This is a genomic window from Inmirania thermothiophila (assembly GCF_003751635.1).
Classification (GTDB): Bacteria; Pseudomonadota; Gammaproteobacteria; order DSM-100275; family DSM-100275; genus Inmirania; species Inmirania thermothiophila.
In genome coordinates, this window is the sequence record NZ_RJVI01000001.1 from 652067 (window position 1) to 673975 (window position 21909).

Annotated in this window: 16 protein-coding genes and 1 pseudogene; 16 read left to right on the top strand and 1 reads right to left on the bottom strand. The window is 75.8% G+C overall.

The genetic code is table 11. The features are described 5' to 3' along the window. From EDC57_RS13065 to EDC57_RS03225, 16 genes and pseudogenes are all read left to right on the top strand, one after another. Positions 1-1740, top strand: a complete 1740-nt coding sequence (locus tag EDC57_RS13065; protein WP_148051422.1) for a DUF1302 family protein — start codon at positions 1-3, stop codon at positions 1738-1740. Then, a complete protein-coding gene (locus tag EDC57_RS03160) occupies positions 1737-3989 on the top strand; it encodes an efflux RND transporter permease subunit (protein ID WP_245995111.1) in 2253 nt (750 codons plus the stop codon). Before EDC57_RS13065 ends, EDC57_RS03160 begins: the two co-directional genes overlap by 4 nt. 168 nt (positions 3990-4157) lie before the next feature. Continuing rightward, complete coding sequence (locus EDC57_RS03165; protein WP_123400900.1) at positions 4158-4775, top strand: XrtA/PEP-CTERM system exopolysaccharide export protein; 618 nt, start codon at positions 4158-4160, stop codon at positions 4773-4775. Between the two features lie 37 nt (positions 4776-4812). After that, positions 4813-6426, top strand: a complete 1614-nt coding sequence (locus tag EDC57_RS03170; protein ID WP_123400156.1) for an XrtA system polysaccharide chain length determinant — start codon at positions 4813-4815, stop codon at positions 6424-6426. Continuing rightward, positions 6423-7286: an XrtA-associated tyrosine autokinase gene (locus EDC57_RS03175; protein WP_211331866.1), complete on the top strand. Its 864-nt coding sequence runs from the start codon at positions 6423-6425 to the stop codon at positions 7284-7286. The genes EDC57_RS03170 and EDC57_RS03175 overlap by 4 nt, the downstream gene beginning before the upstream one ends. Before the next feature lie 11 nt (positions 7287-7297). After that, complete coding sequence (locus EDC57_RS03180) at positions 7298-8833, top strand: TIGR03016 family PEP-CTERM system-associated outer membrane protein (protein ID WP_123400158.1); 1536 nt, start codon at positions 7298-7300, stop codon at positions 8831-8833. Positions 8834-8837: 4 nt separating this feature from the next. Beyond that, a pseudogene (locus EDC57_RS13070) lies at positions 8838-9632 on the top strand (XrtA/PEP-CTERM system-associated ATPase); the annotation flags it as partial. Between the two features lie 291 nt (positions 9633-9923). Continuing rightward, positions 9924-11042 (top strand): non-hydrolyzing UDP-N-acetylglucosamine 2-epimerase, encoded by a 1119-nt coding sequence (gene wecB, locus EDC57_RS13075; protein WP_281272253.1) that lies wholly within the window; start codon positions 9924-9926, stop codon positions 11040-11042. A 110-nt stretch (positions 11043-11152) separates the two neighbouring features. After that, a complete protein-coding gene (locus EDC57_RS03190) occupies positions 11153-11947 on the top strand; it encodes an XrtA system polysaccharide deacetylase (protein WP_245995156.1) in 795 nt (264 codons plus the stop codon). Beyond that, on the top strand, positions 11937-12983 hold the full coding sequence (locus tag EDC57_RS03195; protein WP_123400164.1) for a FemAB family XrtA/PEP-CTERM system-associated protein: 1047 nt from the start codon (positions 11937-11939) through the stop codon (positions 12981-12983). The genes EDC57_RS03190 and EDC57_RS03195 overlap by 11 nt, the downstream gene beginning before the upstream one ends. Beyond that, positions 12980-14215 carry a TIGR03087 family PEP-CTERM/XrtA system glycosyltransferase gene (locus tag EDC57_RS03200; protein ID WP_123400166.1) on the top strand — a complete coding sequence of 412 codons (1236 nt, stop codon included), beginning with the start codon at positions 12980-12982 and terminating at the stop codon, positions 14213-14215. The genes EDC57_RS03195 and EDC57_RS03200 overlap by 4 nt, the downstream gene beginning before the upstream one ends. Next, positions 14212-15726, top strand: a complete 1515-nt coding sequence (xrtA, locus tag EDC57_RS03205; protein ID WP_123400168.1) for an exosortase A — start codon at positions 14212-14214, stop codon at positions 15724-15726. Before EDC57_RS03200 ends, xrtA begins: the two co-directional genes overlap by 4 nt. 65 nt (positions 15727-15791) lie before the next feature. Continuing rightward, positions 15792-16922, top strand: coding sequence for a TIGR03088 family PEP-CTERM/XrtA system glycosyltransferase (locus EDC57_RS03210; protein ID WP_123400902.1), 1131 nt, complete (start codon positions 15792-15794; stop codon positions 16920-16922). A gap of 10 nt (positions 16923-16932) precedes the next feature. Then, on the top strand, positions 16933-18861 hold the full coding sequence (locus EDC57_RS03215; protein WP_123400903.1) for an XrtA/PEP-CTERM system amidotransferase: 1929 nt from the start codon (positions 16933-16935) through the stop codon (positions 18859-18861). Next, complete coding sequence (locus EDC57_RS03220; RefSeq protein ID WP_123400170.1) at positions 18858-20072, top strand: glycosyltransferase; 1215 nt, start codon at positions 18858-18860, stop codon at positions 20070-20072. The genes EDC57_RS03215 and EDC57_RS03220 overlap by 4 nt, the downstream gene beginning before the upstream one ends. Positions 20073-20085: 13 nt before the next feature. Further along, a complete protein-coding gene (locus EDC57_RS03225) occupies positions 20086-21348 on the top strand; it encodes a TIGR04063 family PEP-CTERM/XrtA system glycosyltransferase (protein WP_123400173.1) in 1263 nt (420 codons plus the stop codon). 7 nt (positions 21349-21355) lie between these two features. On the opposite strand, the gene EDC57_RS03230 is transcribed toward EDC57_RS03225, so the two are convergent. Beyond that, positions 21356-21898 (bottom strand): zinc ribbon-containing protein, encoded by a 543-nt coding sequence (locus tag EDC57_RS03230; RefSeq protein ID WP_123400175.1) that lies wholly within the window; start codon positions 21896-21898, stop codon positions 21356-21358. Between the last annotated feature and the right edge of the window lie 11 nt (positions 21899-21909).

Below are 21909 nucleotides of genomic sequence, written 5' to 3' on the forward strand. Positions count from 1 at the left end.
ATGCGGGCGGGGCGGACAGGGGCGGCGGTGCTGGCGGCGGTGCTCGCCGCCGCCGCCGCGGAGGGCCGCGCCGGGGCGTGGTTCCCCACCCGCGAGGCGGCCGAGGCCGAGGCGGCGCGGCTGCGCGCCGAGGGGCAGGCGGCCCGGGTGGAGGAGGTGGAGGGCCGGGTCGGGCTGCAGCGCCTGGAGGTGCTGGCGCCGGACTACGCCGCGGCGCGCCGCGTCCGCGCGCGCCTGGAGGCGCTCGGCCTCGGGGCCTGGATCGCCGGCCGAGCCCTCGGCCGCGGCTACGCCGTGGCGGCGGGCGAGTTCGCCTCGGCGGAGGCGCTGGCGCAGGCGCGGGCGCGGCTGGAGGCGGCCGGCCTCGGGCCGCTGCGGGTGGTGGCGGTGCAGGCGCGCCGGCGCTACTTCCGCATCCGTCGCGCAGAGGAAGGCGGGGGCGAGGTGATCCTGCTCGGCGCCGCACCGCCGCCGGCGGCGGCCGGGCCGGCGCCCCGGGGGGCGGCGGTGGTGGCGCCGCGGCGCAGCGCCGACCTCTGGCTCGAGGCGGGCGGCGGCGACGGGCCGGACCAGGGCCTCGTGCGCGCCGGCCTCGCCTGGGCGCGCGAGCCGTCGGCGGGCTGGGGCTGGCGCATCGAGGGGCGGCTGCGGGCGGCGGCCGAGGGTCCTGGGCCGGAGGAGGCGGAACTGGAGCCGGGCGAGAGCTGGCTGCGCTGGCGCGGCGGGCCCTGGCGGCTGACCCTCGGCTGGCAGAGCGTGATCTGGGGCCGGATGGACGAGTCGCCGCTGGCCGACCGGCTGTCGGTGCCGGACCTGCGCCGCTTTCTCCTCGACGACCTCGCGGAGCGCCGGCTGCCGGTGCCGGCCCTCCGCCTGGAGTGGGCGCGGGGGGGCTGGAAGGCGGACCTGCTGGCCCAGCTCGGCTTCCACGGCGCGGAGCTGCCGGAGGCGGGATCGGCATGGTACCCGGTGGACCGCGTGCGGGGGCGGATCCTCGGCCTGCCGCCGGATCCGGTGCTGGCGGCGCTGGTGCAGCGCGGCGGGGTCGGCGAGGAGACGCCGGACGGCGGCGGCATCGGGCTGCGGCTGAGCCGCGCCGGCGAGGGCCTCGACCTCGGCGCCACCCTCGTCCGGGGCCCCGAGCCGCTGCCCTACTACGGCCTCGACGAGCCGGTGCGGGCGGCGCTGCTCGCGAGCGGCGGCGACGTGGGGGCGGCGCTCGCCGCCGCCCGCGGTCCGGCGCTGGTGGGGCGCCATCCGCGCACGTGGGCGGCGGGGGTGGATTTCGCGCGGGAGGCGGGCGGGGCCACCTGGCGCGGCGAGCTCCTGTGGCTGTCGGACGTGGCGGCGACGACCCCGAGCCTCGCGGTGGAGACGCGGACCGCCTGGGCCTGGGGGGTCGGCGTCGAGCTCTTCCCGGGCGACGGCGACCTGCGCCTGGAGCTGCAGCTGCTCGAGCGCCGGCTGGGGGGCGGCGCGGTCCTGGACCGGCGGCGGCAGCGGGCGCTCACCGGGGCGGTGGAGGCGCTGGCCGGGCACGGGCGCTGGCGCTGGCGGCTGCGCTTCGTCCACGGGCTCGACGCCGACGACCGCTACCTCAACCCGGAGGTGCGCTACCTCGGGCTCGAGCCGCACGAGCTCTACCTCGGGGCGCATCTCTTCTCGGGCGACGCCGACACCGCCGGCGGCTTCCACGCGGGGCACGACCTCGCGGTGCTCGGCTGGAGGCTGCGCTATTGACCGGGCCGCGCCTGCTGCCGCCGCGGCTCGCGCTCGCCCTGCTCCTCGGCCTCCTCGTGCTCGCGGCGCTGCCCCTGCGCGGGCTGCGCCTGGACAACACCCCGCCGGTCTACTACCCGCCCGACGCCCCGGCGGTGGTGCTGGACCGCCGGTTGCGCGCGCTCTTTCCCGACGACGCCTCGCTCTTCGTCCTCCTCGAGGGCGGCGACCTCCTCGCCCCGGCGGGGGTGGCGCGCATCGACCGGGCGGTGCGCGCCATCGAGGCCCTGCCGGGGGTGGACCGGGTGCTGGCGGTGACCACGGTGGAGCACATCGGGGCGGCGGAGGACGGCTTCGCGGTGGAGCGGCTGCTGGATCCGGCGAACCCCCTGCCCGCGGAGGCGGCGCGGGCGCGGGTCCTCGGCGACCGCTTCGCGCCGGGGCTGCTGGTGAGCCGCGACGGCGGGTCGGTGGCGCTGGTGGTGCGCCCGCGCACGGGCCTCGACAGCCTCGCGCGGCTGCGCCTCGAGCGCGGCGTGCGCGCGGCCCTCGAGGCGGCGGGGCTGGGGCCGAGGCTCGCGGCGCTCGGGGGCGACGTCGCCCTGGATGTGGCCGAGTTCCGCTCCATGGTGCGCGACAGCGCCATCTTCATCCCCGCCACCACGGTGGCCGGCCTCCTCCTGCTGGGGTGGATGTACCGGCGCTGGCTGGCGGTGGCGGCGGCGGTGGCGGTGATGGGGGTGGCGGTCCTGGTGCCGGTGGCGGCGGTGGTCCTGGCCGGCCAGCCCTACACCCTGGTCACGGCCATGCTGCCGCCGCTGATGGCGGCGCTGGCGACGGCGCTGCTGATCCACCTCTTCAACGCCGTCGCCCACGCCGACCACCGCGGCCACCGCGGTGCCGAGCGGGTGCGCCGGGCGCTGGCCGAGGTGGAGCGGCCGGCGCGCTACACCGCGCTCACCACCGCCGCCGGGCTCGCCTCCCTCGGCACCAGCCCGATGCCGCCGGTGGCCACCTTCGGACTCGCCGCCGCCCTCGGGGTGGCGGCCCTCTATGCCGCCGCGGTGGTCCTGCTGCCGGCCGTGCTTGCCCGCTGGGACCGCGGTGCCTGGCCCCGGCGCGGGGGGCTGCGGGCGGTGGGCGGTGCGGTGCGGGCGCTGGGACGCCTGGGGGCGCGGCGCGCCGGCTGGGTGGTGGCGGCGACGCTGGCCGGGGCGGCGGTCTCGGTGCCGCTCATCGCCCGCGTCGAGGTGCAGACCGATCTCTACCGCTTCTTCGACGAGGGGCACCCGCTGACGCGGGCGACGCGCCTGATCGAGGAGCGCCTCACCGGGGTGACGCCGCTGGAGGTGCTGCTGCAGGCGCCGGGGCGGGACGGGCTGACGGAGCCGGTGCGCCTCGCCGCGATCCGCGAGCTGCAGCGCTTCGCCGAGGCGCTGCCGGAGGTGGCGCGCACGCTGTCCGTGGCCGACCTGGTGGAGGAGATGAACTGGGCCTTCCACGGCGAGGATCCGGCGGCGCGGCGCGTCCCGGACGACCGCCGGCTGGTGGCCCAGTACCTCTTCGTCTACGACGGCAACGATCTATGGGAGCTCGCCGACCGGGAGCTGGCGGCGACGCGGGTGCTCATCCACCTGCGCGTGCACGGCAGCCGCGAGATCGGGGCCGTCATCGACACCCTGCGCGCGCGGCTGCAGGCGCACCCGCCCGCCGACCTCGCCTGGGCGGTGGGGGGCGGGGGGCGGCTCTTCCGCGACCAGGAGCGGCTGTTGGTGGTGGGGCAGGTGCGCAGCATCCTGGCCGCCCTCGCCCTCATCCTCGCCCTCATGGCCCTGCTGTGGCGCTCCCTCGGCGAGGCGGTCCTCTGCATGATCCCCAACCTCGCCCCCGTCGTCCTCATCTTCGCGGTCATGGGCGCGGCCGGGGTGTGGCTGGACGTCGCCACCGTGCTCATCGCCAGCGTCGCCGTGGGCATCGCCGTCGACGACACCATCCACATCTACCACGGCTACCGACGGCGCCGGCGCCGGGGCGCCAGGCCCGCGACGGCGCTCGCCCGCACCTACCGCCACGCCGGGCGCGCGGTGGGGGCCACGACCCTGGTGCTGACGGCGCAGTTCGCGCTGCTTGGCGCCTCGCGCTTCGTGCCCACGGTGGAATTCGGCCTCCTCAGCGCGGTGGGTCTGGTGGCGGCGCTGCTCTTCGACCTCCTGTTCCTGCCTGCGCTGCTGGTGCTGGTGGACCGTCCCCGCGCCTCCCGCCCCGTGTAGTCCCAGGCTTACAGGAAAATGCGCCGCGCCGCGCGGCAAGGCGTCCGGTTCCGGCCGTGCCGGGGCCCGGGAGCTGTCTATAATGCATAAAGCCGTTCGTGCGCGAAAAACAAAACGGCTGATCTGACAGGCGGCCGGCGGCGAGGGGCCGCGAGGGAGGTGGACGTGGTGAGAAGAAGGGCTCAGGTGCTGGGGGTGCTGATCGCGCTGGTGCTGGCCGCCGGCTGCGCGGGGCCGCGCTACGGCGGCGAGGTGCCGGCGCCGTCGGCGGCGGCGCCCGACATCGACTACCTCATCGGTCCCGGCGACACCATCCAGATCTTCGTCTGGCGCAATCCGGAGGTCTCCACCTCCGTGCCGGTGCGCCCCGACGGCAAGATCTCGGTGCCGCTGGTGGAGGACCTGCCGGTGGCGGGCAAGACCCCCACCCAGGTGGCGCGCGAGATCGAGCAGGTCCTCTCGCGCTACATCCGCAATCCGGTGGTGACGGTCATCGTCAGCGGCTTCTCCGGCGTGTTCTCGCAGCAGGTCCGGGTCGTCGGCCAGGCCGCCCAGCCGCAGGCCATTCCCTACCGCAAGGGGATGACCCTGCTCGACGTCATGATCGCGGTGGGGGGGCTGACCGACTTCGCCGCCGGCGACAAGGCGAGCATCGTCCGCGTGGTGGACGGCAAGCAGACGCAGCTTCGCGTCCATCTCGACCGGCTGCTGCGCGACGGCGACGTGAGCGCCAACGTGCCGGTGCTGCCGGGCGACATCCTCATCATCCCGGAGGCGTGGTTCTGAGCGCTTCGCCGCCGGCGGGCGGCATGGAGGGGTCCGCATGACCAACCCGATCCTCGAGGCCGTCTCGGAGCTTCGCTACTACACCCGCGGGGTGTGGCGCCACCGCTGGGTGGCGCTGGCGGTGGCCTGGCTCGTGGCGGTGGCCGGCTGGCTCTACGTGCGGCAGATGCCGGACCGCTACGAGGCGAGCGCCCGTGTCTTCGTCGACACCCGCTCGATCCTGCGGCCGCTGCTTCGGGGGCTTGCCATCGAGCCCGACGTCAACCAGCGGGTGGCCATCGTCACCCGCACCCTGCTCAGCCGCCCCAACCTGGAGAAGCTGGCGCGGATGACCGACCAGGACCTCAAGGCGGCGACGCCGGAGGCGATGGAGCAGCTCATCGACCGCCTGCGCGACGAGATCCGCATCAGCGGCGGGCGCGAGAACCTCTACACCATCAGCTACGAGCACGAGGACCCGAAGGTGGCCAAGCGCACCGTCCAGTCCCTGCTCAACATCCTGGTGGAGAGCGCCCTCGGCGAGAGCCGCCGCGACACCGACACCGCGCAGCGCTTCCTCGACGAGCAGCTGCAGGAGTACGCCCGGCGCCTGGACGAGGCGCAGAAGGCCCTCACCGAATTCAAGCGGGCCAACGTCGCCCTCCTCGCGGTCTCGGGCGGCAGCTACTTCGCCCGCCTCGAGGAGGCGCGGGCGCAGCTCGAGCAGGCCAGGCTCGCCCTGCGCGAGGCGCAGTTCCGCCGCGACGAGCTCGCGCGCCAGCTCGCCGACGCCGAGTCGGGGGCGGCGGCCGAGGACGACCTCCTCGCCGCGGCGCCGGCGGCGGGCGGCGTCGCCACCGCCTACGACGGGCGCATCCAGGCCCTGCAGCAGCGCCTCGACGAGCTCCTGCTGAAATACACCGAGGAGCACCCGGACGTGCTCGCGGTGCGGGCGACGCTGCAGGAGCTGGAGAAGCGCCGCGAGGAGGAGCTTGCGGCGCGGGCGGCCGGCGGCGCGGGGGCGGGGCGCGGGTCGGACAGCGCCTTCGTGCAGCAGCTGCGCATCGCCCTCAGCGAGGCCGAGGCCAACGTCGCCGCCGCGCGGGTGCGGGTGCAGAGCTTCGAGGCGAAGGTGGAGGAGCTGCGCAAGGCCCTCGACACCATCCCCCGCGTCGAGGCCGAGCTCGCCCGCCTGACCCGCGACGTCGAGGTCAACAAGCAGAACTACGAGGCGCTGCTCAAGCGGCGCGAGACCGCGCGCCTGACCGAGGAGGCGGCCACCAGCAGCGACCAGGTGCGCTTCCGCATCATCGACCCGCCGCACGTGCCGCTCGAGCCCAGCGCCCCCAACCGGCTGCTGCTCAACGCCGCGGTCTTCCTCGCCGCGCTCGCGGCGGGGGCGGCGGCGGCGCTCCTGCTGGTCCTGCTGCGGCCGGTCTTCGACGAGGGGCGGATGCTGCGCAAGGTCACGGGCCGGCCCGTGCTGGGCAGCGTCGGGCTCGCCATGACCCCCGGGCGGCGCTGGCGCACGGTGGCCGCCGCCCTGCCCTTCCTCATTCTTGGGCTCGGGCTTGCGGGGGCGCTGGCGGCGCTCGAGGCGCACGAGCTCGGGCGTATCGATCTCGGTCAGGTGCTGGCGGCCGTGGAGGCCGTGAGGGAGAGGCTGCTGTGAGCATCATCGAGCGCGCCATGGAGAAGGAGGGGCGCCGTCCGGCGCCGGAGACCGCGCCCGCATCGCCGGCGGGCGCCGCCGCGGCGGCGCCCGATGCCGCCCTGCGCCCGCAGGCCGTGCCGCAGGCGCAGATCGATCTCGAGCGGATGCGCCGCCGCGGCTACGTGACCCCGGACGCCGAGGGGCGGGTGGTGGAGGAGTACCGCGTCATCAAGCGGCCGCTCCTCGCCAACATCGCGCGCGACGAGGCGAGCCGGCCCGAGCACGCGAACATGATCATGGTCACCAGCGCGATGGCCAACGAGGGCAAGACCTTCACCGCCATCAACCTGGCCATGAGCATCGCCATGGAGATGGACCGCACGGTGCTGCTGGTGGACGCCGACGTCGCCCACCCCTCGGTGGCCTCGGAGCTGGGGATCCCGGCGGGTCGGGGGCTGATCGAGGTGCTCGCCGGCGAGGTCCGGGACCTCTCCGAGGTGCTCGTCCGCACCAACGTGCCCAAGCTCTGCGTGCTGCCGGCGGGGCGGCGGCATCAGCGCTCCACCGAGCTCCTGGGCAGCGCGGCGATGGCGGCGCTCGCCGGGGAGCTCGCGCGGCGCTACCCGGACCGGGTCGTGATCTTCGACTCGCCGCCGCTGCTGCAGACCACGGAGGCGAGCGTGCTCGCGGGCCTCATGGGACAGATCGTGGTGGTGGTGGAGGCCGAGCGCACCTCGCAGCGGGCCGTGACCGAGGCCCTGGAGCTGCTCGAGGGCTGCGACTGCGTCGGCATGGTGCTCAACAAGACCCGCCGCCGCGGCGCCGCCTACTACGGGGGCAGCTACTACGGCGGTTACTACGGCGGCGGCCGGTCCTGAGGGGGCGACGCGTGGAGCGCGCGGTCCGTTCGCCCCGGGTGCGTCTCGGCCGCCGTCTGCTCGCGGGGGTGGCCGCCGCGCTCCTCCTCCCGGCGGCGGCGCAGGCGGCGCGGTGGACGGTGAGCCCCTCGGTGGGCGCCTCGCTGATCTGGAGCGACAACGTCGAGCTCGCACCTCCGGGCGCGGAGGAGAGCGACCTCGTGGGCGAGCTCGCGCCGGGGATCGTGGCCGAGGCCGACGGGCGGCGGCTCGACCTGCGCCTGGCCTGGCAGGGGCGGGTGCGCGTCTCCAGCGAGGACAGCGACCGCAACGAGGTGATCCACCGCGCGGAGGCCCGCGCCGCGGCGGAGCTTGCGCCGCGGACCTTCTTCCTGGACGCCGAGGCGAGCGTGGACCAGGCCCTGGTGTCGGCGCGGGCGCGGGGCGGGGTGGACAGCATCTTCGACGGCAACCGCACCGACGTCGTCCGCTACGCCCTCGCGCCCCGGCTCGAACGCGACTGGGGGCCGGTGGCGGGGCGGCTGGTGCTGCGCCACGAGGCCGCCGACTTCGAGCGCGGCGCCGCCGACACCCGCGCCGACACGGTGACCGCGCGCCTCGGCAGCGGCCGGCGCCCCTCGCCCCTGACCTGGTCGGTGGACTACCTCGACAGCAACCTGGACCGCGAGGGCGGTGACGACAGCGAGAGCCGGGTCCTCGAGGGCAACGCCGACTGGCGGGTCGGCCGCAGCCTGCACCTGCTCGCCCGCGCCGGCCGCGAGGACCACGAGCTCGCCACCTCGCGCAGCCTCGAGAACGGCACCTTCTGGAGCGCAGGCTTCGCCTGGACGCCGGGGCGGCGCTTCAGCCTGCGCGCGCTCGCCGGCGAGAACGACCGCGAGGTCGCCCTGCGCATCGCCCCGACCCCGCGCACCAGCCTCGATCTCGCCTGGCGCGACCGGGACGTGGGGCTCAATCCCGCCGGCGCCTGGGATGCGACCCTGACCCAGCGCAGCCGCCGGAGCACCCTGCGCCTGCACTACGGCGAGGAGGTGACCAGCGTCCAGCGCCTGGTCCTCGCCGGGCGGCAGGCCTTCGTGCTCGTGGACCCGGCCACCGGGGCGCCGGTCCTGGACCCGGTCACGGGGCTTCCGGTGGTGCTCTTCGCCGACGTCTTCTCCCTCGCCGACGGCGAGTTCCTGCGCGAGCGCGGGGATCTCTCCTGGGACCTGCGCGGGGCGCGCACCACCCTGCGGCTCGGCGCCTTCGGCGAGCGGCGCACCTTCGAGCTCGGGGGCGAGGTGGAGCGGGCGCGCGGGCTCACCGTCGCCGTCGAGCGGCGCCTCGGGGCGCGCACGCGGGGGGCGCTGCGGGCCTCGCGGGTGCGCAACGAGTTCGACGACGGCCGCGAGGACGACACCACCACGGGCGAGCTCTCCATCGGCCGCGAGAGCGCGCGCCGTCTCGGGGTCTCCGCGGCCTACCGCCACCAGCGCCGCGACTCCACCGAGGCGGGCGAGGACTACCGCGAGAACCGCGTGACCGTCACCGTGACGAGGCGCTTCTGAGACCGTGTACCAGTCCTTCTACAGGCTCGAGTCGCTGCCCTTCGAGCTCACCCCCGACCCCGCGTTCTTCTTCATGAGCCGGGGTCACCGGCGGGCCATGGCCTATCTGCGCTACGGCCTGAGCAAGGAGGAGGGCTTTCTCGTCCTCACCGGCGAGATCGGGACCGGCAAGACCATGCTCGCCGCGGCGCTGCTGCGCGACCTCGCCCGGGAGGCGGTGATCGGGGCGCGGGTGGCCACCTCGCAGCTCGAGGCCTACGACATGCTGGAGATGGTGGCCGCCTCCTTCGGCCTCGAGCACGAGGGCAAGAGCAAGACGGCGCTCATCAAGCGCATCGAGGCCTTCCTCGCCGACGGGGTGGCGCGCGGGCGGCGGGCGCTGCTGGTGGTGGACGAGGCGCAGAACATCGCCCGCGACGCCCTCGAGGAGCTGCGGCTGCTGTCCAACCTCGAGCTGGACGGCCGGCCGCTGCTGCAGATCTTCCTCTTCGGCCAGGACGAGTTCCGCCGGCTCCTGCGCGCCCCGCACATGGAGCAGCTGCGCCAGCGCGTGGTGGCGGCCTACCACCTCGGGCCGCTGCGCTCGGACGAGACCCGCGAGTACATCGAGCACCGCCTGCGGCGGGCGGGCTGGAAGGGCGACCCGGTCTTCACGGACGAGGCCTTCCACGTGATCCACCGCTTCAGCGGCGGGATCCCGCGCCGCATCAACACCCTCTGCGACCGCCTCCTGCTCTACGGCTACCTGGAGGAGCTGCACGAGATCAGCGCCGACGTGGTGGGGGTGGTGATCGAGGAGCTGCGCGAGGAGGCCTTCCTCGAGGCCGCGCCGTCGGCGGCCATGGAGGCGGCGCCCGCGGGCCCGCCAGGGCGGAGCCCCCGCCGCGGCGAGGCCGCGGGCCTGGAGGGCCGGGTCGAGGGCATGGAGGGGCGCATGGCCGGGATCGAGGAGCGCCTCGACGGGATCGAGGCGGGCGTCGGCGCGATCCGCGAGCGCATGGAGGCCCTGCTCGGCGCCGCCGGCCGGGCGGAGGCCGGCACGGGGCGGGGGCGGCCGGCCACCCGGCGGCACCCGCCCCGCGGCCGGGGCGTGCTCTGCGTCGTCGGGGCGCGGCCCAACTTCATGAAGATCGCGCCCGTGATGCGCGCCCTGCGCGAGGCGCCGGAGCCGGTGCGGGTGCGCCTGGTCCACACCGGGCAGCACTACGACGAGGCCATGAAGGACGCCTTCTTCCGCCAGCTCGGGCTGCCCGAGCCGGACGTGGACCTCGGCGTCGGCTCGGCCAGCCACGCGGTGCAGACGGCGCAGATCATGGAGCGCTTCGAGCCGGTGCTCGAGCGCGAGGACCCGGCCTGCGTGGTGGTGGTGGGCGACGTCAACTCCACCCTCGCCTGCGCCCTCGTCGCGGCCAAGGCCGGGCGCGCGGTGGCGCACGTGGAGGCGGGGCTGCGCAGCTTCGACCGCACCATGCCCGAGGAGGTCAACCGGGTCCTCACCGACCAGGTGGCGGATCTCCTCTTCTGCACCGAGCCGCGGGCGGTGGAGAACCTGCGCGGCGAGGGCATCGAGGAGGGGCGCATCCACCTCGTGGGCAACGTCATGATCGACACCCTGCTGCGCCACCGCGAGCTGGCGGTGCCGCCGGCGCGCACCCTCGCCCGCCACGGGGTGGATCCGGCCGTGATCGAGGGCGCCGAGGGCTACATCCTGCTGACCCTGCACCGGCCGGCCAACGTGGACGACCCGGCGGTGCTGCGGCGGCTGATCAAGACCGTGCGCGGCATCAGCGACGCGGTTCCGGTGGTCTTCCCGGTGCATCCGCGCACCGCCGCGCGCATCGAGGCCGCCGGCCTCGGCGACCTCATGGGGGCGCGGCGCATCGTGCGCCTGCCGCCCCTGGGCTATCTCGAGACCCTGGGGCTGATGGCGGAGGCGCGGCTGGTGATGACCGACTCCGGCGGGATGCAGGAGGAGACCACGGCGCTCGGCGTGCCCTGCATCACCCTGCGCGAGAACACCGAGCGCCCCATCACCGTCGAGCAGGGCACCAACCGCATCGTGGGCTCTGACCCCAATCGCATCCTCGCGGCGGTGGACCACGTGCTCGCCAACGGCGCCCAGGGGCGGGTGCCGCAGCTGTGGGACGGGCGCGCGGCGGAGCGGATCCGCGACGTGCTCGTCTCCTGGCTCAACGGGAGGGCGGGATGAACGCAGGCAGGGACGCGATCCAGGGGCGCAGCGTGCCGCGGGGCTTCCCCGACGGCACCCCGGTCAACGCCCTCAGCTTCGACGTCGAGGACTACTTCCAGGTCAGCGCCATGGCGCCCTACGTCCCGCGCGCGGCGTGGGACCGGATGGAGCGGCGCGTCGCCGCCAACACCCACCGCATCCTCGACCTGCTCGCCGAGCACGGCGCCCACGCCACCTTCTTCGTCCTCGGCTGGGTGGCCGAGCGCGAGCCGGGGCTGGTGCGGCGCATCGCCGCCGAGGGCCACGAGGTGGCGAGCCACGGCTGGTCCCACGAGCGCGTCGGCGCCCTCGGCCCCGGCGCCTTCCGCGACGAGGTGCGGCGCAGCAAGGCCCTGCTGGAGGACCTCTCGGGCACGGCGGTGATCGGCTACCGCGCGCCGAGCTTCTCCCTCGACGCCGGCGAGCCCTGGGCGGTGCCCATCCTCGCCGAGGCGGGCTACCGCTACAGCTCCAGCCTCCACCCCATCCGTCACGACCACTACGGCGATCCCCACGCGCCGCGCTTCCCGTTCCCGCGCGGCCACGGGCTGCTGGAGGTGCCGGTCTCCACCGTCGAGGTGGGCGGGCGGCGCCTGCCCTGCGGGGGCGGCGGCTTCTTCCGCCTCGCCCCCTACCGCTACACGCGCTGGGCGCTGCGCCGGATCCACGCCGAGGGGCGGCCGGCGGTGTTCTATCTCCACCCCTGGGAGCTCGATCCGGCCCAGCCGCGGCCGCGCGGCCTCGACCGGCGCACCCGCGTGCGCCACTATCTGAACCTGCGCCGCACCGAGGCGCGCCTCGAGCGGCTGCTGCGCGACTTCGTCTGGGACCGCATCGACCGCGTCGTCGCCCTCCCCGCGGGAGCGCTCGCCCATGCTTGCTGAGGTCCGCCCGCAGCTCGTGGTGCGCACCCTGGACGATGCCGCGGCGGCGCGGTGGGACGCCTTCGTCGAGGCCTGTCCCGAGGCCACCTTCTTCCACCGCGCGGGCTGGCGGCGCGTCCTCGAGGAGGCCTTCGGCCATCCCACCTGGTATCTCTACGCCGAGCGCGGGGGCGAGATCCAGGGCGTCCTGCCCCTGGCCCGCATCCGCAGCCGCCTCTTCGCCGACGCCCTCATCTCGACCCCGTTCTGCGTCTACGGCGGGGCGGCGGCGCGGGACGAGACCGCGCGCGCGGCGCTGGAGGCACGCGCGGCGGCGCTCGCCGAGGAGCTCGGCGTGCAGTACCTGGAGCTTCGCAACCGCGCGCCGCGCCGTCCCGAGTGGCACCGCCGGCCCCACTACGTCACCTTCCGCAAGGTGATCGACCCCGACCCCGAGGTCAACCTCCGGGCGGTGCCGCGCAAGCAGCGGGCGATGATCCGCAAGGGCATCGAGGCCGGGCTCGAGGCCGAGGTGGTGGAGGAGACCGACACCCTCCACGCGGTCTACGCCGAGAGCGTGCGCAACCTCGGCACCCCGGTCTTCCACCGCCGCTACCTGCGGCTGCTCAAGGAGACCTTCGGCGAGGCCTGCGAGGTGCGCCTGGTGCGCCACCGCGGCGAGGTGGTGGCCGGCGTCATGAGCTTCTACTTCCGCGACGAGGTGCTGCCGTACTACGGCGGCGGGCGCGCGGCGGCGCGCGATCTCAAGGCCAACGACTTCATGTACTGGAGCCTGATGGCGGACGCCTGCCGGCGGGGCGTGCGCGTCTTCGACTACGGCCGCAGCAAGGTCGACAGCGGCTCCTACCGCTTCAAGAAGCACTGGGGCTTCACCCCCGAGCCGCTCCACTACGAGGTGCTGCCGGTGCGGGCGCGGCGGATCCCGGACGTGAGCCCGCGCAACCCCCGCTACCGCCTCTTCATCGCCGCCTGGCGGCGGCTGCCCCTGGCGGTGGCGAACCGGCTCGGGCCCTGGCTGGCGAGGGACCTGGGATGAGCGCGGGGCCGGACATCCTGCTGGTGACCCACCGCATCCCCTATCCGCCGGACAAGGGGGACAAGATCCGCTCCTGGCGCATCCTGCGCCATCTCGCGGGGCGCGCCCGCGTCCATCTGGCGACCTTCGTCGACGACCCCGCCGACCGCGTCCACGTGCCGCACCTGGCCGGGCTCTGCGCCTCGCTGCGGGTGGCCGAGGCCGGCGGCTGGCGCGGCCGGCGCCGCGCCGCGCTGGGGCTGCTGCGGGGCGAGGCCCTCACCCTCGCCTGGTACCGGGATCCGGCGCTCGCGGCCTGGGTGCGCGAGACCGTGGCCCGCCATCGCATCGAGGCGGCGCTGGCCTTCTCCTCGGGGGTCGCCCCCTACGCCCTCGTCCCGGGGCTGCGCCGGCGCGTCCTCGACCTCGTGGACGTCGATTCCGACAAGTGGCGCCAGTACGCCGAGGGGCGGGGCGGTGCGGCGCGCTGGGTCTACGGCCGCGAGGCGCGGCGGCTCGCCGCGGCCGAGCGCGCCTTCGTCGCCGCCTTCGACGCCACCCTCGTGGTCTCGGAGGCGGAGGCGGCGCTGCTCGGGCGCATCGCGCCGGGGGCCGAGGGCCGGATCCGCGTGATGCGCAACGGCGTCGACTGCGGCTGGTTCGACCCCGCCGGCGCCGGTCCCAGCCCCTACCGCGAGGGCGAGCGGGCGGTGGTCTTCACCGGCGCCATGGACTACTGGGCCAACGTCGATGCGGTGCTGTGGCTTGCGCGCGAGGTCTGGCCCGCGGTCCGCCGCCGCCACCCGGGGGCGCGCCTCTACGTGGTGGGGGCGCGGCCGGCGCCGGTGGTGGCCGCCCTCGACGGCCGCGACGGGATCGTGGTCACGGGCCGGGTCGAAGACGTGCGCCCCTATCTCGCCCACGCCGCGGCCGCGGTGGCGCCGTTGCGCATCGCGCGCGGGGTGCAGAACAAGGTCCTCGAGGCCATGGCCATGGGGCGTGCGGTGGTGGCGACACCGGCGGCGGTGCGCGGCATCGCCGGGCTGCGCGGCGACGAGGTCACGGTGGCGCAGGACGCCGGGGCGTTCGCCGAGGCGGTGGCGCGCCTCGTGGCCGGGGACGACGGCGGCCAGGGGCGGCGGGCGCGGGCCTTCGTCCGCGCGCGCTACGGCTGGGACGAGGCGCTGGCGGTGCTGGACGAGGCGCTGGGGCTCGACGGCGCCCCGGCGGCGTCGCGGGAGGCCACGGCGTGAGCGCGCCGGCGTGGGCGGTGCCGGCCGCACCCGCCGCCTGGCGGCGGGCGCTGGCGCTGGCGGCGGCGGCGCTGCTCGCCCTGGCCCTGCTGTACGCCGGCACCGTCGCCTCCATGGCGGCGATCTGGTGGCGCTCCGACACCTTCGCCCACGGCTTCGTGATCCTGCCCATCAGCCTCTATCTGGTCTGGCGGCGGCGCCGGCACCTTGCCGCCATGGCGCCGCGCGGCGAGCCGCGGGCGCTGGCGGTGCTTGCGGTGCTGGCGCTGGTCTGGCTCGTGGCCCGGGTCGGCGGGGTGCTGGTGGCGGAGCAGCTCGCCTTCGTGGCCATGATCCCGGCGGCGGTGACGGCGGTGCTGGGCGCCGCGGTGGCCCGGGCCGTCGCCTTCCCCCTCGCCTACCTGTTCTTCATGGTCCCGGTGGGGGAGGCGCTGGTGCCGCCGCTGATGGAGTTCACCGCCGACTTCACGGTGGCGCTGCTGCGCCTGACCGGGATCCCGGTCTACCGCGAGGGGCTGTTCTTCTCCATCCCCAGCGGCGACTGGTCGGTCGTGGAGGGCTGCAGCGGCGTGCGCTACCTCATCGCCTCCACCGCCCTCGGCACCCTCTACGCCTATCTCACCTACACCAGCCTGCGCCGCCGTCTGCTCTTCATCGCGGCCTCGGTGGTCACGCCCATCGTCGCCAACGGGCTGCGGGCCTACATGATCGTGATGATCGCGCACCTGAGCGACATGCGCCTGGCCCTTGGCGTCGACCACATCATCTACGGCTGGGTGTTCTTCGGCCTGGTGATCGGGCTCATGTTCTGGATCGGCGGCTTCTGGCGCGAGGACGAGCGCCCGCCCGAGCAGGCGCCGCAGGCGCCCGGGGGCGCGGGGCGCGTGCGCCCGGCGCTGGTGCTCGCGGCGGTGGCGGTGGCGGGGCTGGGGCCGGGGCTTGCCGCCGCCGTGCAGGCGCGCATCGACGCCGCCGCCTCGGCCCGCCTCGCGCTGCCGGCGGCCATCGGCCCCTGGACCGCGGCGGAGGGCGGGCCTGCGGCGTGGCGGCCGCGCTATCTCGGCACCGACGCCGAGCTGCAGCGCACCTACCGCGATGCCGCCGGTCGTGTCGTGGGCGTCTACCTCGCCTACTATGCGGATCAGCGCCAGGACCACGAGCTCGTCAACTCCCAGAACGTGATGGTGGTGCAGAAGGACCCGGTCTGGCGGCAGACCGCCGCGGCGCAGGTCGCGGTCCCGGTGCCGCCCGGGCGGGTGCGCGAGGCGGTGCTGCGTTCGGCCGCCACGGGGCTCGTGGCCTGGTCCTGGGACCGGATCGGCGGCGTCGAGACCACGAGCCCCTACGTGGGCAAGCTGGCCGAGGTGGCGGCCAAGATCCTGCACGGCGACGGCTCGGCCGTGGGGGTGGTGGTCTACGCGCCCTTCGAGGAGGATCCGGCGGCGGCGCGTGAGGTCCTGGCGCAGTTCCTGCGCGCGGCCGCCCCGGTGCTGCGGGAAGCGGGACGCTGAGGAGGTCGGGCATGGATGCGGCGGTGCGGCCGGTGGCGGGGGAGGGCGGCGAGGCGGCGCCGCTCATCGTGCACGTGGTCTACCGCTTCGACGTCGGCGGGCTGGAGAACGGGGTCGTCAATCTCATCAACCGCCTGCCGCGGGCGCGCTACCGCCACGCCGTGGTGGCGCTGACGGAGGTGACGGAGTTCCGCCGGCGCATCCGGCGCGACGACGTCGCCTTCCACGCCCTCGGCAAGCGCGAGGGCCAGGACTGGGGGCTCTACCGCAGGCTGTGGCGGCTCTTCCGCACCCTGCGCCCGGCCCTCGTCCACACCCGCAACGTGGCCACCCTGGAGGCGCAGATCCCGGCCTTCCTCGCCGGCGTGCCCTGCCGCGTCCACGGCGAGCACGGCTGGGACGTGCACGATCTCGACGGGCGGCGCTACGCGCGGCTGCGCCGCTGGGTGAGCCTCCTGGTGCACCGCCACGTCGCCCTCTCGCTGCAGATCCGCGCCTATCTGCACGACGTGGTGGGGCTGCCCGAGGATGCGGTGGAGCAGATCTACAACGGCGTCGATCTCGAGCGCTTCTCGCCCCAGGGGCCGGTGGCGGCGCTGCCGGCCGACCGCGACTGGGCGGGGGCCTTCGTCGTCGGCTGGGTGGGGCGGATGGAGGCGGTGAAGAACCCCCTCGGGCTCGTCCGCGCCTTTCTCCACCTGCGCGCCGCCGATGCCGAGCTCGGCCGGCGGCTGCGCCTGGTGATGGTGGGGGACGGCCCGCTGCGGACGGAGGCCGAGCGGCTGCTGCGGGAGGCGGGCGCCGACGGGGCGGCCTGGCTGCCGGGCCGCCGCGACGACATCCCCGAGCTCATGCGCCGCTTCCACCTCTTCGTCCTGCCCTCGCTGGCGGAAGGGGTCTGCAACACGGTGCTCGAGGCCATGGCCTGCGGCGTGCCGGTGGTGGCCACCGCGGTGGGCGGCAACCGCGAGCTGGTGGCGGACCGGGCCGCGGGGGCGCTGGTGCCGCCGGGCGACGAGATCGCCCTCGCCGACGCCATCGCCGCCTACGTGCGCGACCCCGTGCTGCGACGCATCCACGGGGCCATCGCCCGGCGCATGACCGAGCACCGCTTCGGCATCGAGGCCATGGTGCAGGCCTACGACCGCCTCTATGCGGGCCTGCTGGCGCGGCGCGGGCTCGCGCTGGCCGGCTGAGGGCGCTGCGGTGTGCGGCCTGACCGCCCTCTTCGACCTGCGCGACCGGCGCCCGGTGGACCAGGTGCTGCTCGCCCGCATGACCCGCCGCCTGGCCCACCGCGGCCCCGACGGCGAGGGCCTGCACTGCGAGCCGGGGGTGGGGCTCGGCCACCGCCGCCTCGCCATCATCGATCTCGCCGGCGGCACCCAGCCGCTCGCCAACGAGGACGGCCGCGTCTGGGTCGCCTACAACGGCGAGATCTACAACTTCGCCGAGCTCATGGCGGAGCTGGAGGCCCTCGGGCACCGCTTCCGCACCCGCTGCGACACCGAGGTCATCGTCCACGCCTGGGAGGCGTGGGGCGAGCGCTGCGTGGAGCGCTTCCGCGGCATGTTCGCCTTCGCCCTCTGGGACGGGCGGACGCAGACCCTCTTCCTCGCCCGCGACCGCCTCGGGATCAAGCCGCTCTTCTACGCCGCGCTGGCCGACGGCTGGCTCGCCGTCGCCTCCGAGCTCAAGGCCCTGGCGCTGCATCCGGCGCTGCCGCGGACGCTGGATCCGCGCGCGGTGGAGAGCTACTTCGCCTACGGCTACGTGCCGGAGCCGCACACCATCCACGAGGGCGTCCTCAAGCTCCCGCCCGGCCACACCCTCACGGTGCGCCGGGGCCGCCCGCTGCCGGCGCCGGCGCCCTACTGGGACGTCCCCTTCGTCCCCCATGGCCCCATGGACGAGGCCGAGGCGGCGGCGGAGCTGGTGGAGCGCATCCGCGAGGCGGTGCGGATCCGTCTCGTGGCCGAGGTGCCGCTGGGCGCCTTCCTCTCCGGCGGGGTGGACTCCAGCACCGTGGTGGCGACCATGGCCGGGCTCGTGGACGGCCCCGTCAACACCTGCTCCATCTCCTTCGGCGATCCGGCCTTCAACGAGGCCGCCTACGCGGCGCGGGTCGCCGAGCGCTACCGCACCGACCACCGCGTGCGCCAGGTGGACCCCGACGACTTCGATCTCGTCGACCGCCTGGTGGAGGTCTACGACGAGCCCTATGCCGACAGCTCGGCGATGCCCACCTACCGCGTCTGCGAGCTGGCGCGCGAGCGCGTCACGGTGGCGCTCTCGGGCGACGGCGGCGACGAGAACCTCGCCGGCTACCGCCGCTACCGCTGGCACGTCTACGAGGAGCGGCTGCGGGCGCGGCTGCCGCTGGCGCTGCGCCGCCCGCTCTTCGGCCTCCTCGGGCGGATCTACCCCAAGATGGACTGGGCGCCCAAGGTGCTGCGCGCCAAGGCGACCCTGGAGTCGCTGGCGCGCGACGCGGTGGAGGGCTATTTCCACAGCGTCTCGGTGCTGGGCGATCCGCTGCGGGCGCGGCTCTGGAGCGAGGGCTTCCGCCGCGCCCTGGGGGGGTTCCGGGCGGTGGAGGTGCTCGAGGCGCACGCCGCGCGCGCCCCGGTGCGAAGCCCGCTCTCGCTGGTCCAGTACCTGGATCTCAAGACCTATCTCGTGGGCGACATCCTCACCAAGGTGGACCGCGCCAGCATGGCCCACGCCCTGGAGGTGCGCGTGCCGCTGCTGGACCACGAGCTGGTGGCGTGGATCTCGGGCCTGCCGGAGTCGCTCAAGCTGCGCGGGCGCGAGGGCAAGTACCTGCTCAAGCGGGCGATGGAGCCGCTGCTGCCGCGGGAGATCCTCTACCGTCCCAAGATGGGCTTCGCGGTGCCGCTGGCGCGCTGGTTCCGCGGCCCGCTGCGCCGGCGCGTGCGCGAGGCGGTGCTGGGCGAGGTCATGGCCGATGCCGGCATCTTCGACATGGACTTCCTGCGCCGGCTGGTGGAGCAGCACCAGGCGGGGCTGCGCGACCACAGCGCCGCGCTCTGGTCGCTGCTCATGTTCGAGGGCTTCCTGCGCCGCCAGGCGGGCGCCGCGGCGGTGCCGCCCGCGCGGGGCCGCACCGGGTGAGGGTGGTCACGGTCAGCAGCCTCTACCCCGGCCCCGGGGTGCCGCTGGCGGGGCTGTTCATCCGCGAGCGCGTGCGCCATGTGGCGGCCCTGGTGGCGCTGCGGGTGGTGGCGCCGGTGCCGTGGTCGCCGCTGGACCCGCTGCTGCGCCTCGTGCGCCCGGGCTTCCGGCCGCAGCGGGCGGTGGACGGCCCCGGCGAGACGCCGCCGGTGGCCAGGCCGCGGCGGCTCTCCCCGCCCGGTGTCCTCAAGGGCCTCGAGACCGCCCTCTACGCCCGCTCGTTGCTGCCGCACCTGGCGCGGCTGCGGCGCGCCTTCCCCTTCGAGCTCCTGGACGCCCACTTCACCTGGCCCGACGGGGCCGCGGTGCGCCGCCTCGCCGCCGCCCTCGGCGTGCCCTACACCGTCACGCTGCGGGGCACCGAGGTGGGCCACGTCCGCGACCCGGCGCGGCGGGAGGAGCTGGCGGCGACCTGGCGCGACGCCGCGGCGGTGATCGCGGTGAGCCGCTCCCTGGCCGAGCTCGCCCTCGCCCACGGCTGCGACCCCGCGGGGGTCCATGTCATCCCCAACGGGATCGACGACGGCCGCTTCCGCCCGCTGCCCCGCGCCGCCTGCCGGCGCGCCCTGGGCCTGGAGGAGGAGGCGCGGGTACTGCTCACCGTGGGCGGGCTGGTGCCGCGCAAGGGGGTGCAGCACGTGATCGAGACGCTGCCGGCGCTGGCGGAGGCGGTGCCCGGGCTCCGCTACGTGGTGGTGGGGGGCGGCTCCGCGGAGGGGGATCATCGGGCCGCCCTGGAGCGGCGGGTGCGCGCCCTCGGGCTGGAGGGCCGCGTGCGCTTCGAGGGGCCGCAGCCGCCGGAGCGCCTGCCCCTCTACTACGGCGCCGCCGACCTCTTCGTCCTCGCCAGCGCCAACGAGGGCTGGGCCAACGCCATCGCCGAGAGCCTCGCCTGCGGCACCCCGGCGGTGGTCACCGACGTCGGCGGCAACCGCGAGCAGGTGGATCGCCCCGGCCTCGGCATCGTGGTTCCCCCGGGCGACGGCGAGGCCCTGGGCCGCGCGCTGGCCGCCGGGCTTCGCCGCCGCTGGGACCGGGCCGCCATCGCCGCGCACGGGGGGCGGCGCACCTGGCGCACGGTGGCGGCGGAGGTGGTGGCGGCGTTCGAGGCCGCGCTCGCGCGGCCCCGCGCGGCGGCGGCCGCAGGCTGAGGAGGGAGGACGGGTGCGCATCCTGCACGTCTTCGACCACTCGCTGCCGGTGCAGAGCGGCTACACCTTCCGCAGCCGCGAGATCCTCGTGCACCAGCGGCGCATGGGCTGGGACACGGTGCACGTCACCAGCCCCAAGCATCCGGATCCGGCGCAGCGCGAGGAGACGGTGGACGGGCTGCGCTTCCACCGCACCCCGACGCCGCGGGGCCTCGCGGCGCGGCTCCCGGTGCTGCGCGAGCTGGCGGTGGTGGACGCCCTCGAGCGGCGCATCGAGCGCCTCCTCGCCGAGCAGGGGCCGCCCGACATCCTCCACGCCCACTCGCCGGCCCTCAACGGCCTCGCCGCGCTCCGCGTGGCGCGCCGGCACCGCATCCCGCTGGTCTACGAGGTGCGGGCGTTCTGGGAGGATGCCGCCGTGGATCACGGCACCGCCACCCCCTGGGGGCCCCGCTACCGCGCCACGCGGGCGCTGGAGACGCACGTGCTGCGCGGAGCCGACGCCGTGACCTGCATCTGCGAGGGCCTGCGCGCCGACATCGTCGCGCGCGGCATCCCCGCCGAGCGGGTCACCGTGGTGCCCAACGCCGTGGACGCGGTGCGCTTCCAGCCGGGCCTCGCCGAGCGCCGGGCGGAGCTGGCGGCCCGGCACGGCCTCGAGGGGCGGCGGGTGCTGGGCTTCATCGGCTCGTTCTACGCCTACGAGGGGCTGGACCTGCTGCTCGATGCGCTCCCGCGCATCGTCGCCCGGGTGCCGCAGGCGCACCTGCTGCTGGTGGGCGGCGGGCCGCAGGCGGAGCGGCTGCGCGAGCGCGCCACGCGCGCCGACGTCGCGCCCCACGTGACCCTCGTCGGCCGTGTGCCCCACCACGAGGTGAGCGCCTACTACGATCTCGTGGAGCTCTTCGTCTATCCCCGCCGCTCCATGCGTCTGACCGAGCTGGTGACCCCTCTCAAGCCCCTCGAGGCCATGGCCCATGGGCGGCTGGTGGCGGCCTCGGCGGTGGGCGGCCACCGCGAGCTCATCCGCGACGGCGAGACGGGGCGGCTCTTCGCCCCCGACTCGCCCGCGGCGCTGGCGGAGGCGGTGGTGGACCTGCTGCGCATGCCCGCGGCGCAGGCCGAGGCCATGCGTCGGGCCGGGCGCCGCTTCGTGGAGACCGAGCGCAGCTGGGCGCGCTGCGTCGCCCGCTACCGCGAGGTCTACGACCGCCTGCGTCCGGGCGACGGGGCGCCCGCGCAGCCGCCGGGCACGGCCGCCGGGGCGGGGGGGTGAGCGACGCTCAGCCGCCGTCGGCCTCGACGCCGTCCTCGTCGTCGGGGCGCCGGAAGCGGGTGCCGTGGCAGCGCGGGCAGGGCGGGATGCGGCCCGCGCGGCGGAACTGCAGGGTCTCGCCGCAGGCGGTGCAGACGAGGGTGCCGGGGCCGGTCACCTCGCCCGTGTGCCAGACGGTGGCCTCGCGCGCCTGCTCGGCGAGGCGCTCGAGCTCCAGGCGGGTGCGGTCCACCACCAGCGGCAGCATCTCGGCCAGGCGCTCCTCCAGGTACTGGAGGTCGAAGCGCAGCCAGTCGGCGAGCCCGCGGCCGGTCTCGGCGACGTAGCGGGCGGCGTGCTGGAGATCGCGGCGGACGTAGTCGGCGAGCTCCTCGGCCTCCTCCCGCGTCAGCTCGCCCAGCTCCACCGCGCGCTCCTTGGCCCGCTCGAGGAGCTGGCGCAGGGTCGGCGCCGTCTCGTGCTCGGCGCGCTCCAGCATCCCCCGGACCCGCTCCACCATGCGGTGGTAGGCGGTGCCGAGCCGGTCCGGTTCCCGTCCTTCCCCGCTCATGCCGGTCCTCC

Excerpts from the sequence above, each read along its gene's own strand:
- EDC57_RS13065 (WP_148051422.1), top strand. The coding sequence starts at position 1 with ATGCGGGCGGGGCGGACAGGGGCGGCGGTGCTGGCGGCGGTGCTCGCC.
- EDC57_RS03195 (WP_123400164.1), top strand. The coding sequence starts at position 11,937 with ATGCTTGCTGAGGTCCGCCCGCAGCTCGTGGTGCGCACCCTGGACGAT.
- EDC57_RS03170 (WP_123400156.1), top strand. The coding sequence starts at position 4,813 with ATGACCAACCCGATCCTCGAGGCCGTCTCGGAGCTTCGCTACTACACC.
- EDC57_RS03230 (WP_123400175.1), bottom strand. The coding sequence starts at position 21,898 with ATGAGCGGGGAAGGACGGGAACCGGACCGGCTCGGCACCGCCTACCAC.
- EDC57_RS03190 (WP_245995156.1), top strand. The coding sequence starts at position 11,153 with ATGGCGCCCTACGTCCCGCGCGCGGCGTGGGACCGGATGGAGCGGCGC.
- EDC57_RS03200 (WP_123400166.1), top strand. The coding sequence starts at position 12,980 with ATGAGCGCGGGGCCGGACATCCTGCTGGTGACCCACCGCATCCCCTAT.